The organism is Streptomyces sp. NPDC058052, from assembly GCF_042885515.1.
GTDB lineage: Bacteria > Actinomycetota > Actinomycetes > Streptomycetales > Streptomycetaceae > Streptomyces.
In genome coordinates this window covers 1-12,084 of record NZ_JBHVRX010000032.1, presented here as the reverse complement: position 1 = coordinate 12,084, position 12,084 = coordinate 1, and the positions used below count along the sequence as shown (strand labels likewise).

At 72.9% G+C, this 12,084-nt stretch carries 13 protein-coding genes; 5 read left to right on the top strand and 8 right to left on the bottom strand.

Going from position 1 to position 12,084, the window contains the following annotated elements:
- Positions 1-176: 176 nt before the first annotated feature.
- The 3 genes from ACFVU3_RS32060 to ACFVU3_RS32050 all read right to left on the bottom strand — a co-directional run bounded on the left by ACFVU3_RS32060 (position 177) and on the right by ACFVU3_RS32050 (position 4,290).
- Positions 177-1,193 (bottom strand): hemolysin family protein, encoded by a 1,017-nt coding sequence (locus tag ACFVU3_RS32060; protein ID WP_390071770.1) that lies wholly within the window; start codon positions 1,191-1,193, stop codon positions 177-179.
- The gene (locus ACFVU3_RS32055) at positions 1,190-2,527 is read right to left on the bottom strand and encodes a hemolysin family protein (protein WP_390071768.1); all 1,338 of its coding nucleotides are present in this window, start codon (positions 2,525-2,527) and stop codon (positions 1,190-1,192) included. Before ACFVU3_RS32055 ends, ACFVU3_RS32060 begins: the two co-directional genes overlap by 4 nt.
- 224 nt (positions 2,528-2,751) lie before the next feature.
- Positions 2,752-4,290, bottom strand: a complete 1,539-nt coding sequence (locus tag ACFVU3_RS32050; RefSeq protein WP_390071766.1) for a serine hydrolase domain-containing protein — start codon at positions 4,288-4,290, stop codon at positions 2,752-2,754.
- An 82-nt stretch (positions 4,291-4,372) separates the two neighbouring features.
- Here ACFVU3_RS32050 and ACFVU3_RS32045 point away from each other — a divergent pair, with 82 nt between their 5' ends.
- Positions 4,373-5,014, top strand: coding sequence for a TetR/AcrR family transcriptional regulator (locus ACFVU3_RS32045; RefSeq protein ID WP_390071765.1), 642 nt, complete (start codon positions 4,373-4,375; stop codon positions 5,012-5,014).
- A gap of 32 nt (positions 5,015-5,046) precedes the next feature.
- Positions 5,047-5,544 carry a hypothetical protein gene (locus ACFVU3_RS32040; RefSeq protein ID WP_390071764.1) on the top strand — a complete coding sequence of 166 codons (498 nt, stop codon included), beginning with the start codon at positions 5,047-5,049 and terminating at the stop codon, positions 5,542-5,544.
- Positions 5,545-5,678: 134 nt separating this feature from the next.
- Here ACFVU3_RS32040 and ACFVU3_RS32035 read toward each other — a convergent pair whose 3' ends face one another.
- Positions 5,679-6,182: a hypothetical protein gene (locus ACFVU3_RS32035; RefSeq protein ID WP_390071762.1), complete on the bottom strand. Its 504-nt coding sequence runs from the start codon at positions 6,180-6,182 to the stop codon at positions 5,679-5,681.
- A 90-nt stretch (positions 6,183-6,272) separates the two neighbouring features.
- Positions 6,273-6,641, bottom strand: a complete 369-nt coding sequence (locus tag ACFVU3_RS32030) for a hypothetical protein (RefSeq protein WP_390071904.1) — start codon at positions 6,639-6,641, stop codon at positions 6,273-6,275.
- A 258-nt stretch (positions 6,642-6,899) separates the two neighbouring features.
- On the opposite strand from ACFVU3_RS32030, the gene ACFVU3_RS32025 reads away from it, so the two are divergent.
- Entirely contained in the window at positions 6,900-7,337 is a 438-nt protein-coding gene (locus ACFVU3_RS32025) for a protein NO VEIN domain-containing protein (protein ID WP_390071761.1), read from the top strand.
- A 117-nt stretch (positions 7,338-7,454) separates the two neighbouring features.
- Here ACFVU3_RS32025 and ACFVU3_RS32020 read toward each other — a convergent pair whose 3' ends face one another.
- Both ACFVU3_RS32020 and ACFVU3_RS32015 read right to left on the bottom strand, forming a co-directional pair.
- Positions 7,455-8,036: a hypothetical protein gene (locus ACFVU3_RS32020; RefSeq protein ID WP_390071759.1), complete on the bottom strand. Its 582-nt coding sequence runs from the start codon at positions 8,034-8,036 to the stop codon at positions 7,455-7,457.
- Between the two features lie 127 nt (positions 8,037-8,163).
- Entirely contained in the window at positions 8,164-8,403 is a 240-nt protein-coding gene (locus tag ACFVU3_RS32015) for a hypothetical protein (protein WP_390071758.1), read from the bottom strand.
- A 218-nt stretch (positions 8,404-8,621) separates the two neighbouring features.
- Between ACFVU3_RS32015 and ACFVU3_RS32010 the strand changes: the two genes are divergently transcribed.
- On the top strand, positions 8,622-8,945 hold the full coding sequence (locus tag ACFVU3_RS32010) for a hypothetical protein (protein ID WP_390071757.1): 324 nt from the start codon (positions 8,622-8,624) through the stop codon (positions 8,943-8,945).
- A gap of 48 nt (positions 8,946-8,993) precedes the next feature.
- Here the strand turns inward: ACFVU3_RS32010 and ACFVU3_RS32005 are convergent, their stop codons facing one another.
- On the bottom strand, positions 8,994-11,261 hold the full coding sequence (locus ACFVU3_RS32005) for a tetratricopeptide repeat protein (RefSeq protein WP_390071756.1): 2,268 nt from the start codon (positions 11,259-11,261) through the stop codon (positions 8,994-8,996).
- A 221-nt stretch (positions 11,262-11,482) separates the two neighbouring features.
- Here ACFVU3_RS32005 and ACFVU3_RS32000 point away from each other — a divergent pair, with 221 nt between their 5' ends.
- The gene (locus ACFVU3_RS32000) at positions 11,483-12,007 is read left to right on the top strand and encodes a VOC family protein (protein ID WP_390071755.1); all 525 of its coding nucleotides are present in this window, start codon (positions 11,483-11,485) and stop codon (positions 12,005-12,007) included.
- Positions 12,008-12,084 lie beyond the last annotated feature (77 nt).

Sequence of the window (12,084 nt, the reverse complement as noted above, 5' to 3'; positions counted from 1 at the left end):
TCGGCGGGTACGCGGCGGACGGAGCGCGAGCGGCGCGCCGTGCGGCCGGACGGGACTGGACTGCGCTGGGCCGGGGCGGGCCGCAAGGACCGGCTCGGTGGACGCCCCGGTCCGGGGACAGCGCGTACCGGGAAGGCGTATCCCGGGAAGGCGCGTCCCGGGAAGGGGCCCGGTGCTCACACGGTGGCGGGCCCCACCAGCTCCTCCAGGACGTCCTCCATCGTCACGTAGCCGAGGACCGTGCCGGACGCGCCGGTGACGGCGGCCAGGTGGCTCCCGGCGGCGCGCAGGGCCGTGAGGGCGTCGTCCAGCGGGGTGTCGGTGGGTATCCGCGTGACGGTGTGGAAGGCGGTCCGCGGGAAGGGCCTGTCGCGGTCCGCCACGCCGAGGGTGTCCTTGATGTGCAGGTAGCCGAGGACGGCGCCGGCGGGGCCGGTGACCGGGAAACGGGAGTAGCCGGCGCGGGCGGCCGTCCGCTCCAGTTCGGCCGGGGTCGTCCGGTGGTCCACGATGACCATCCGCGCGGCGGGGACGGCGATCTCGCCGACCGGTCGTGTGCCGAGTTCCAGGGCGTCGCGCAGCCGTTCGCCGTCGGCGGGCGAGAGCAGGCCGGCGGCGCTGGTGTCCTGGACCATGCGGGCGAGCTGGTCGTCGGTGTAGACGGCGGCGACCTCGTCCCTGGGCTCGACCCTCAACAGGCGCAGGAGGCCGTTGGCGAAGGCGTTGACGCCGAAGACGACCGGCTTGAGCGCGCGGGTGAGGGCGACCAGCGGCGGTCCGAGGAGCAGCGCGGTCCTCACCGGGGCGGCGAGTGCGATGTTCTTCGGGACCATCTCGCCGATCAGCATGTGCGCGTACGTCGCCAGGGCGAGGGCGATGACGAAGGCGATCGGGTGCACGAGGCCGTGCGGCACGTGGGCCGCCTCGAAGAGCGGCTCCAGGAGGTGGGCGATCGCGGGTTCGGCCACGGCGCCGAGCACCAGCGAGGACGCGGTGATGCCGAGCTGGGCGGTGGCGAGGAGCGCGGAGAGGTGTTCCAGGCCCCACAGCGTCATGCGGGCGCGGCGGTCGCCCTCGCCGGCGAGGGGTTCGATCTGGCTGCGGCGGACGGAGATCAGCGAGAACTCGCCGCCGACGAAGAAGGCGTTCGTCAGGAGGGTGAGGAAGCCGATGGTGAGCTGGAGCGCGGTCATCGGGCCGCTCCGGCGCCCTCGGGCTCCGCGGCGCGGGCGGGCTCGGTGAGGTGGACGCGGTCCGCGCGGTGGTGCTCGACGTCGAGGACGTCGAGCCGCCAGCCGTCGAGCTGGACCGCGTCGCCCTGGGCGGGGATGCGGCCGAGGCGGGTGGCGATGAGCCCGGCGATCGTCGCGTACGGGCCTTCCGGAGCGCGCAGGCCCATCCGGGCCAGCTGGTCGATCCGTACGCCTCCGTCCGCCTCCCAGGTGGCCCGGCCGTCGTCGGTGGGCGGCGCGGGGAGCAGATCGGGGACCTCGGCCGGGTCGTGCTCGTCGCGCACGTCGCCGACGACCTCCTCGACGACGTCCTCGACGGTGGCCACGCCGGCCATGCCGCCGTACTCGTCGATCACGACGGCCATGCCCCGGTGGGCGCGCAGGCGTTCCAGGAGCCGGTCGGCGGGCAGCGTCTCGGGGACGAGCAGCGGCGGGGTGGTCAGGGCGGTGACCGGGGTGGCGGACCGCTCCCGCGGCGGCAGGGCGAGGACGTCGCGGATGTGGACGGTCCCGATGACGTCGTCGTGGTGCCCCCGGTAGACCGGGAAGCGGGACAGGCCGGTGGCGTGGGTCAGGTCGGCTGCGTCGGCGGCGGTGGCGCGCGCTTCCAGGGCGCGGACGTCGACGCGGGGTGTCATGACGTTCTCCGCGGTCAGCTCGCCGAGGTGGAGCGTCCGGACGAACAGCTCGGCCGAGTCCGCCTCCAGGGCGCCCTGCGCCGCGCTGTGCCGGGCGAGGGAGGCCAGTTCGGCGGGGGTCCGTACGGTGTGCAGTTCTTCGGCGGGCTCCAGGCCGAGGCGGCGCACGAACCGGTTCGCGGTGCCGTTGAGGTGCCGGATGAACGGGCCGAAGGCGGCGGTGAAGCCGCGCTGCGGGCCGGCGACGACCTTGGCGACGGCGAGCGGGCGGGAGATCGCCCAGTTCTTCGGCACGAGCTCGCCGACGACCATGAGCACGACGGTGGAGACGGCCACCCCGAGGACGGTGGCGACGGACGACGACGCCGCGCCGAGGCCGATCGCCTCCAACGGGCCGCGCAGCAGCGCCGCCAGCGACGGCTCGGCCAGCATGCCGATCACCAGGGAGGTGACGGTGATGCCCAGCTGGGCGCCGGAGAGCTGCACGGTCAGCCGGCGGACGGCCCGCAGGGCGCTCTCGGCCCCCCGCTCCCCGGCTTCGGCGGCCCGCTCCAGCTCACCGCGGTCCACGGTGGTCAGGGAGAACTCGGCCGCGACGAAGACGGCGCACGCGAGGGTGAGGGCGAGCGCGAGCAGGAGGAGCAGGACCTCGGTCACCGCGCCACCCCCGCTCCCCGGCTCGGCGCGTCGGGGCGGGCGGTGGCACGGCTCGTACTGGGAGGCTCACCCATTGCGGGTCGCTCACTCCTTCTCGTCCTGGGGATGGGGATCCGGGCGGGATCGGGCCGGTGGGGGCACGGCCTTCTACACCACTGTAAAGGAAAGGTGATCTCCGATCGAGGGCCTGCCCCTCGATCGGAGATCACGGGGCTCCCCTTCGGTCAGCCCCCTGGGCCGCGTGCCGCCGCGGCACGACGCCGCGCCTCACACCCGCCGCCGCGGACGGCCCCGAGCCGCAGACCGACGACGGCCGCCCCGGCGACGGCCGCCGCGCACAGGGCCGTGAACGCGTCGGGCGTCCAGGTCCACAGCGCCCCGGGGCCGACGAGGACGAGAGCCGCCACCAGGGCGGCCGAGGGAGCGGCACCGGCGAGACACCACAGGACGGCGGGGGCGATGCGGCGGCCGTCCCCGCGCCGCAGCAGGCGGTACGCGTGGAGGACCTCCGCGAGGAGGACGAGGGCCAGGACGGTGAGGCCCCAGACGGTCGCGTGGTAGGGCATAGCGGAGGGGGACTCGGCCGCGGTCCCTCCGGCGAGCATGCGGGCCGCGCCGAAGCCGACGTCCATGACGGCGGCGTCGTGGAGGAGGCCGTGCAGGTTCTGCTGGAGGACGAGGGCGAGGTCCCGGTCCGGCAGGAGGACGACCACGGCGGAGTAGCCCGGGGTGGCGCCCGTGTGCCAGACGGCGGTGTCGAGCGGCGCCTCCAGGCCGCCGACACGCCAGCCGAGTCCGTATCCGGTGGCGGTGCCGGACGGCCGGAGCCGGCCCGGCTGCCGCATGAGACGGACGGATGCGGGAGTCAGCACGGTCGCCCCCTCGGCGGTCCTTCCCGACCGCAGCTGGAGGGAGGCGAAGGCGGCGAGGTCGTCCAGGTCGCCGCCCGTGTAGCCGTAGGCGGCGCCGTCGTCGTCGACACCGTCGACGACCGCGGACGGTACGCCCCACAGGAGTTGATGCCCGGGAGGAAGGTTCCGCTCGCGGGCGGAGGCCCGGTCGGCGATCGCCCCGTCCATGCCGGCGGGGCGCAGGACGGCGTCCCGGAGGTGCTCGGCGAAGGGGCGGCCGGTGACGGCCTCGGCCAGGGCGGCCAGGACGAGGTAGTTGGCGCTGGTGTAGGCGTACGTGGTGCCGGGCGGCCCCAGCGGACGTACACCGTCCAGCTCGGCGATCCGGCCCCTCGCGTCCGGGCAGTCGGCGTCGACGCAGTCGGTGACCGCGAAGGTCGCCGACTCCGGGAGGCCCGCCGTCTGCTGGAGCAGATGACGGACCGTGACCCGGCCGGCGTGGCCGGGGCCGCCGAAGCGGAAGGACGGCAGACGGTCGACGACCCGGTCGTCGAGCCGGAGCCGTCCGTCCTGCACGAGCGTCATCACGGCGCTCGCCGCGATCGGTTTGGCGACCGAGCCCCACAGGAAGGGGGTCGAGGCCGTGACCGGCTCGCCGTTCCCGTCCGTGCCCCAGGCCCGGCTATGGATCGGACCGTCGGGGCCGACGACGGCGTAGGCGAGCCCGGGGGTACGGGTGGCCCGCATGCGCTCGCGCACATGGGCGTCCATCTCCGCGAAGCGGTCCGCCGGAACGGCGGCGCGCGCCGTCGCCGCCCCTCTCGCCACCGCCGGTGTCCCGCACGAGGGGATCAGGACCATCAGGAGGGCGGCCGCCGCCGCGGCGGCGCGTCGTAACAGGACGGGCTGCATGAGGATGACCTCGTTCTTCCGGGGGCGCGAGCGATAACCGTATGGCAATACGGTTATAACCGTACGCTGGTACGGTCATCAAGTGCCGAGAACAGCCGACCACGAGGAACGCCGCCGTCAGATCGCCGACGCCGTCGGCACGTTGATCTCCGATCACGGTCTCGACGCCGTCACCGTCGCGCGCACGGCCGCCGCCGCGGGCATGTCCGTGGGCCTGGTGCAGCACTACTTCCGCACCAAGGACGAGATGCTGCTCCACACCTTCCGCGAGGTCTCCGCCCGCATCCGGGCCCGGGTCGAGGAGCGCATCAGGGACGGCGTCGCCCACAGAAGGCCCCTCGCGCAGGTCATGGCCGACGTGATGACCGAGTACATCCCCCTGGACGGGGCCCGCCGCGCCGAGCACCGCGTGGCGCGCGCGTTCGCCGGCCGCGCCCTCGACGCCCCCGCCCTGGCCGAGGTCGACACCCAGAGCGCCCGCCGGATGCGCGAGGACATCGCCCGCGCCGTCCACAACGGCAAGGAGTGCGGAGAGGTCGACGAACACCTGGACCCCCACGCCGCCGCCGTACGCCTCGCCGCCGTGATGGAAGGGCTCGCGCTCCAGGTCTACCTCGAGCCCGAAGACACCGCGGGAGAGACCGTCACCCGCTACGTGGGGCCCCTGCTCGCCGCCGAGCTCGCCGTCGTCTTCACCGGCGAGTGCCGCCAGTACACGGCGTGAGCGGCGCCGTGACGTCGTCCCGCGGGGGAAACGTGCCGGGTGAGCGGCTCGACGCGGAGTGGCTCCGGTCCTGGTGGGAACGGACCGACGCGGCACTGGCGGAACTGACGCGGACGTTCCTCCCGGCCCACGGCTTCCCGCCCGGCCGCAACGCCGTGACGCTCGCGACCGACGACAGCCACGGGGCGACGGGCGCGCTCGTCGACCTGACGCCGATCCCCTCCGACCTGACCACGCTCTACTGGGTGATCGGCGAGGCGTCCCTCCCCGATGTCGGCAGCGGCTACTTCATCCACCCACCGTCCCTGGTGGCCGAGCACTTCCAGACGTACGGCCCCGCTCCGATCGCCGGCGAGACGGACGCACCGGTGTTCGCGAGCGACGGCGGGGGCCATCTGTTCGCGCTCGGGGACAGCGGACGGGTCTGGAGGTCCACAGGTGCTTCGTGGTCGGCCGACTTCGAGGTCGTCGCGTCCGGTCTGCGGGAGTTCCTGGAACAGCTCGCGCGACGCATCGCGCACCAGCTCTGATCCGCGGCCGAGGGACGTCGTCACCACCCGCGTGCCGGCGGCCGGTCTCCAGGCGTCGGCCGACGGCGAGCCGGTCCACCACCGCCCGGGGTTCCGCGCCCGCGGCCCGTTCACCGAACACGCCGCCCGCTGCCCTACTTCCAGAGGTCCGCACCGTCGCGTCCGCTCGGGTCCCTCGTCAGGAGGTCTTCGTGGAGGCCCGAGAGCGGGCGGCCGGTGGGACGTCCGTCCTCGCCCGTCTCCATGCCCGTCCAGCCGACGTGGACCCCGGACACGTTCACGTCGGCGCCGCAGTCGAGCTCGTCCACCGTGGCGAACACCGCCTCGTAGGCGACGGCCCGCGCCAGCAGCGCGAGATCGTCCCGGTCCGCCCCCGCGTCGAGCAGGCGCCGGGCTGCCGCCACCTGCTCCAGCGCTCCCGGGTCGGCCCAACCGTCGATCGCGCCCAGCCACAGGGAACGGAGCAGCACGAACCGTGCCAGGTGCGGCTGGTTCTCATCGATCTCGGACCGCACCAGCTCCAGTGCGTCAGCCGCGCCGACGGCCTCGAACCGCGTGCGAAGCCACTCCGCCGCAGCCCGCTTCTCGGGCGTCAGTCCGGACGACCACGACTGCCACATCGCCTCGACGTCACTCATCGCACCAGGATGCCGCAGCGGAGAGACCGGCCAGGCGCCGGCCGGCCGACATCGGCGGTCACCCCCTGCGAGCATCGCGCCGCGTCGGGGTCAGAGGAAGCAGAGGTCGACGTCCTTCGCGACGCAGAGCCTGAGGACGACGAGCAGTTGTCGAGCCGCGTCGGTGTGCATCCGGGGGACGTCGTCGTCGGTCTGCCACTGGTCGACGATCGCCTGCAAGCGCGGCACGAGCGCGGCGCACTCGGTGGGCGAGAGCTCGCCTCCGCCGTCGTCGGGCCGATCGAGGAACGGTTCGAGCGAGGTCGAGACGTCGCTCCAGGGCCGCTCTCCGCCGAAGCCGCGCATGTCGTGGAGAGTGAACCCCTCGGCTTCCGCCAGCAGTCGCCGGAACGCGGCGAAGTCCCTGTAGGACCAGGCGACATCGGGACTGCCGAGGTCCTCGTCTCCCGGGAACAGCATCAGTCCCACGTCGTTCTCCCCCTTGACCCTCGCCTCCGCAGAGGATCGGTCCGGACCGGCGGCATCCGCAACCGAGTTCATGGCGAGGGCCGGTGTGATCACGGCAGCGCCGGCCCGGCGATCCCGGTGCGGTCGTGTTCGACCATGCCGCCGGGGTGCGGCCGCACGTGGCAGGCTCTGGTGCGTGGACAGCAACGAGGTCGAGCGGATCGCCGTGACCATGGCCGTGGAGTACGAGCGGGCCCAGGCGGCCGCCAGGTGACAGATGTCGGTCGCGGCTGGCCGCCGGGGCTCATCGCCGAGGTGCGGCAGTGGACATCCAGCCGGCGGGTCACGTGCGATCTGGTCTCCCGGAACCACGACGGTTCGCTCGCCCGGCTCATCGAGGTCAAGGGGCGCGGCGGACCCACGAGCGTGTCGATCCGCGACCGGCAGCACAGCGCCATGACCGGCTGCGGCGAAATCTGGTGGCTGTACGCCGTGCTGGAGTGCCGCACCGATCACCCGAAGCTGGTGGTCGTCCGCGAGCCCGCACGGCTTCCCTGGCGTCGCCTGCCCGGAGCCGTGGGGACGACGCACGGCCGTCCTCGCGTGCGGGACGAAGGGGAGTGGCACGTGAGCCAGGGGGACATCATGGCGCTGGGCCTCACTCACACTCCCGCTTCTCCCCCTCCCGCCGATCAGGGGACCGCGTGAGGAAGAACGCCACTGCTCCGGCCACGGTCGAGACACGGTCCGTGACGTCGCACGTCCGATCAGAACGACCGGTGGATCCCTCGCGGTGATTTCGTCGGGGGGGGGTGCCAGCCGGATTCAGAACGGTTCAAAGGTCGGCTCGACCGGACCGATCTCGCCGAACTCCGCCAGTTGGTTCAGGTCTTCCGGCTCAAGGAACTCCAGGAGTTCAGGGTCGACCCCGTAGTGCGGGTCCACGTCTCGAAGGCGCTTGACGAAGTCGAGCACGAAGTCGGTGAACGGGCCGTCGAAGACCACGGGGTCGGCCCCGTTGATGTTCGTGACGATCTTCCAGCGGGCAGGGTCCGGTTCGCACGGCCAGAAGAAGTGCTCGTCGCCGGAGTAGTCGTATCCCCAGGAGATCAGGCCGCCCGGGGCGGGGTGGAACCGGAAGGGGTACGCGTCCGAGTCGCGTCGCCAGGACTGCCCGAACGACTCGTGGATCTTCCGCATCCGATCCAGCAGCGGGCTCGACCCCACGGGGTGGAAGGCCACCAGCTCTCCGCAGATCACGCCGGCGCCGTAGGCGTCGAGGAATGCCTTGAAGTCGCCTGGCAGCGGAGAGCCGACATAGTTCTCGACCTCTGCCCAGTCGTCCGGGGACGCCTCGCGGGCCAATGGCAGGCCGAACAGTTCCACCAGGTCATGAAGACCCGCCATACGTCCCACCTGCTTGATCGTCGATCGCCGGCGGCAAACCTAGTCAGACTCGGCCGCGGGGATCAAGGGGGAGCGGGGTCGCGGGAGGCGCCACCCTTTCCCGAAGGGTGGCGTTGCACGGTGACGGTCAATAGAGCCGGCACTCCCAGGGCTCGATGTCCGGCTCGCCGCCGCCGTCGGCCGGCTCTGCCGCCTTGACGAGCCGATCCCCGGCATCCTGCGCGCCACCGTCGACGCGCTCGCCACCGACGAACGCGTCCACACCAGGGAAGCACTGCCCTGGATGGACGCGGTCGGCTCGCCCCGCGAGCCCGGCTTGCGGCACCGCATCCGGAAAACGCTCCACCCCGAACGGCCGGACCCCCATGGCTCGACGACCCCTGGGCCCCCCACCACTGACAGCGGGAACGGGCCGTCGGGTCGAGGGGGGTCCGCTCGGAGAGTCGTCAGAAGGTCTCGTCCTTGAACCAGTCAGGCGTGTGGATGCCTTCGCCGCCGTACATCGGAAGCATCACCGACTCGCCGTAGCGGGCCAGCTGGGTCCAGGGGCGGTTGATGCCGGCGGAGCCGTAGGCGCGTACCCGGGTGACCGCGTCCAGCTCGAAGGACGTCGACGAGGACCTCCTCGCCGGGGCCGGCCTGCTGGCGCACGATGTCACCCTGCAGGACCCGCCCCGGCTCCTCGCCGCCAGCTTCGTCGCCATGGAGGACGGCTACCAGATGGAGGTCCTCCCGGGCCGCCGCTCCCGCGCGGAGGTCCTCACCGCCTTGCACGCGTACGCCCGGGCCGTCACGGGCCACGACATCGCCGCACACTCCCGAACCTGGACCCGTGTCGTACGAGGCGTTGCCGGCGCCCGCACCCGACGGGTCGGCGTGCTGCGGCGAGACCCACGGCTCAGACGGTGAAATCCTGCTGGATCGCGAGACGCACGGCCTGGACAGGCCCGAGCCTCGTCATCCTGCCGCCGCCGTGAAGTGGGTGTGCTGGTGCTTCGTATGCAGGGTGTCGGGGTGGTCAGGCCCGAGCACCCGGGTGCGGTCCCGCAGCAGATCGGCGTACAACGCGCTTGCGGCCGGCACGTCACCCGCCTCAGCGGTACACCAGGCATGCCAATCCCGCGTGCGGAGCGTCTCGGGATCGTCGGCGCCCAGGACCCGCGTACGGTCACCCACCAGAGCGGCGTAAGCATCCCGCGCCGCCGCCGCGTCACCCGCCTCGATCGTGCGGCGGGCGTGCTGCTCCTGCACGTCCAGGGTGTCGGGGTGGTCCGGACCGAGCACCCGGCTGCGGTCACGAACCAGATCGGCGAACAGATCCCGCGCGGCCGAGGGATCACCCGTCGCCCCTGTGAAGTAGGCATGTTCACGCCGCGTGAACAGGGTGTCCGGGTGGTCCGCACCGAGCACCCTTGTACGGTCGCGGACCAGATCGGCGAACAGATCCCGCGCGGCCTCCACGTCACCCGAGTCGCCTGCACACCAGGCATGCCAGCCCCGCGTACGGAGCGTCTCGGGATCGTCAGCGCCAAGAGCCCGCGTGCGGTCACCGACCAGGTTCGCGAACAGCTCACGCGCGGCCGCCGCGTCGCCCGCCTCGATCGTGCGGCGGGCGTGCTGCTCCTGCGCGTCCAGGGTGTCAGGGTGGTCCGGGCCGAGCACTCGCCTACGGTCGCGAACCAGATCGGCGAACAGATCCCGGGCGGCTGCGGCGTCACCCGCCTCACCCGCACAGAAAGCGTGCCAGTACCGGGCGTCGAGGGTTTCGGGGGCGTCGGCTCCGAGTACCCGAGCACGGGCACGAGCCAAACCCGCGTACAGATCCCCTGCCGCCGCCGCGTCACCCGCCTCACCCGTGAAGTGAGCATGCTCCCGCTGCACGAACAGCGTGTCGGGGTGGTCCCGGCCGAGCACCCGAGTGCGGTCGCGCAGCAGATCGGCGTACAGATCGCGCGCGGCCGCCGCGTCACCCGCCTCGGCCGAACACCAGGCATGCCAGCCCCGCGTACGGAGCGTCTCCGGATCGTCAGCACCCAGCGCCCGCGTACGGTCACCCACCAGATCCGCGAACAGCTCCCGCGCGGCCGCCGCGTCGCCCGCCTCGATCGTGCGGCGGGCGTGCTGCTCCTGCGCGTCCAGGGTGTCGGGGTGGTCGGGGCCGAGTACCCGGCGGCGGTCGCGGAACACACTGGCGTACAGGTCCCGCGCGGCGGCCGCGTCACCCGCCTCGGCCAGTGCTTGTGCCTCAAGGGCGCGTTCGTGCAGGTCTGTTACCAGGAGACGGGTCGTCGCAGGCGGCGGGAGGGGGGCGGTCGGGGCTGTGGATGCCGGACTGCCGAAGCCTTCGATCACGGCAAGTACGGTGCCGGGCAGCCAGCTTGACGCGGCGTGGGGGGCGGCGGTCCGGTCCCGGTGGTGTCTGAACTCCTCCAGGATCTGGCTCGGGGTGGGCCTCGCCTCCGGCTCCTTGGAGAGACACCGCCCCACCACGTCAGCCAGCTCGTCCGGCAGTCCGTCGAGGGTCGGCGGCTGGTACAGGGTCTGCGCCAGGACGTCGCCCACGCTCGGCCCTTCGAACGGCGCGCGTCCCGTCGCCGCGAACACCATCACGGCACCCAGCGCGAACACGTCACTGGCCGGCTCGGCCGCTCCCCGGATGTGCTCCGGGGCGATGAACCCCGACGTGCCCATCAGGTGCGTGGAAGCCGTGCCCGCCGCGTCCAGCGCCTTGGCGATCCCGAAGTCGATCACCCGCGGCCCACCGGACGTCACCAGCACGTTCGCCGGTTTCAGGTCCCGGTGCACCAGCCCGGCGCCATGGACCGACAACAGAGCCTCCGCGATGCCGGCCGCGACCCACCACACCCCTGCCGGTGGCAGCACCCCGGCTCGCTCGATGAGCACGTCGAGCGACGGCGCCGCGACGAACTCGACGGCCATCCAGAGCAGTTCGGCGTCCGGTGGGGACACCTCGACCACCGGCGCGGTGAACGCTCCGCTCACCGCCCGGGCCGCCGACGCCTCCCGCACGAACCGCGCCCGGAACCCGTCCTCGTCCGCGAGGTGCGGGCGGATCACCTTGACCGCGTACAACCGCGTGGCGAGGCCACGTGCGAGGTAGACACGGCCCATTCCGCCCTGCCCCAGGACCCGCAGCAGCGTGTAGGGACCCACCACCGCAGGGTCTCTGTCGTCCAGCGGACTCCCCCACATCAGATCCGCCACGAAGCTCCCCTCAACGGACTGGACCCTGCGGCTCATCATCGCCGAATCGAAGACGTCGTCGCCACCGCCCTGTGCGGGGAGGTGACTCGTCGCCGCGTCCGGACCGCCTGGCGAGCGAGACGCCGACGAGTTTCGTCTCGCACGGGAACTAGGACCAACGTTGACCTCATTGCGTTCTACGGTGGTCACGTCACGAAGCGCCACAGGAGAGGACGGGACCCATGCGTCACACCGCACCCGAGGGCTACACCAGCGTCGCGCCGTGGGTGGTCACCGACGACACCGGTGCACTGCTCGACTTCATCACCGCCGCGTTCGACGGCGAGGAGGTCGCACGCGTGCCGGTCGAGGACGGCACCATCGGCCACGGCGAGATCCGCGTCGGCGACACGGTGGTGCTCGCCTTCGACCGGCGGCCCGACTGGCCGGCGATGCCGTCGCTCCTGCGGATCTACGTCCCCGACGCGGACGCCGCCATGGCGGCCGCGGTCCGGCACGGGGCGCGGGTCGTCACCGAGGTCACCGACAGCGCGTGGGGGGATCGCGGCGGCCGGGTGCGGGATCCGTTCGGCAACATCTGGTGGGTGGTCAGCCGGGTCGAGGACGTCGCACCGGACCGCGCCTGGGAGCGCATGTCCGAGCCTCAGTACGCCGATGCGATGCGCACGGCCCAGGAGACGCTGGACGTCGCGCTGAGCGGCCGGGAGTCCGGGGTGGCGAGTGCCCCGCAGCGCCCGGCCCCCTGAGCGCCGCGTGCGCCCGGTCGGCGCACAGCCCGGTGGCCGAAGGCCGCCGGCGCGCCCGCCGGGCCGGGCGGCCGGGC

Coding starts and splice junctions, on each gene's coding strand:
- ACFVU3_RS32060 (WP_390071770.1), bottom strand. CDS start 1,193: ATGACCGCGCTCCAGCTCACCATCGGCTTCCTCACCCTCCTGACGAAC.
- ACFVU3_RS32050 (WP_390071766.1), bottom strand. CDS start 4,290: ATGCAGCCCGTCCTGTTACGACGCGCCGCCGCGGCGGCGGCCGCCCTC.
- ACFVU3_RS32035 (WP_390071762.1), bottom strand. CDS start 6,182: ATGAGTGACGTCGAGGCGATGTGGCAGTCGTGGTCGTCCGGACTGACG.
- ACFVU3_RS32030 (WP_390071904.1), bottom strand. CDS start 6,641: ATGCTGTTCCCGGGAGACGAGGACCTCGGCAGTCCCGATGTCGCCTGG.
- ACFVU3_RS32020 (WP_390071759.1), bottom strand. CDS start 8,036: ATGGCGGGTCTTCATGACCTGGTGGAACTGTTCGGCCTGCCATTGGCC.
- ACFVU3_RS32015 (WP_390071758.1), bottom strand. CDS start 8,403: ATGGGGGTCCGGCCGTTCGGGGTGGAGCGTTTTCCGGATGCGGTGCCG.
- ACFVU3_RS32000 (WP_390071755.1), top strand. CDS start 11,483: ATGCGTCACACCGCACCCGAGGGCTACACCAGCGTCGCGCCGTGGGTG.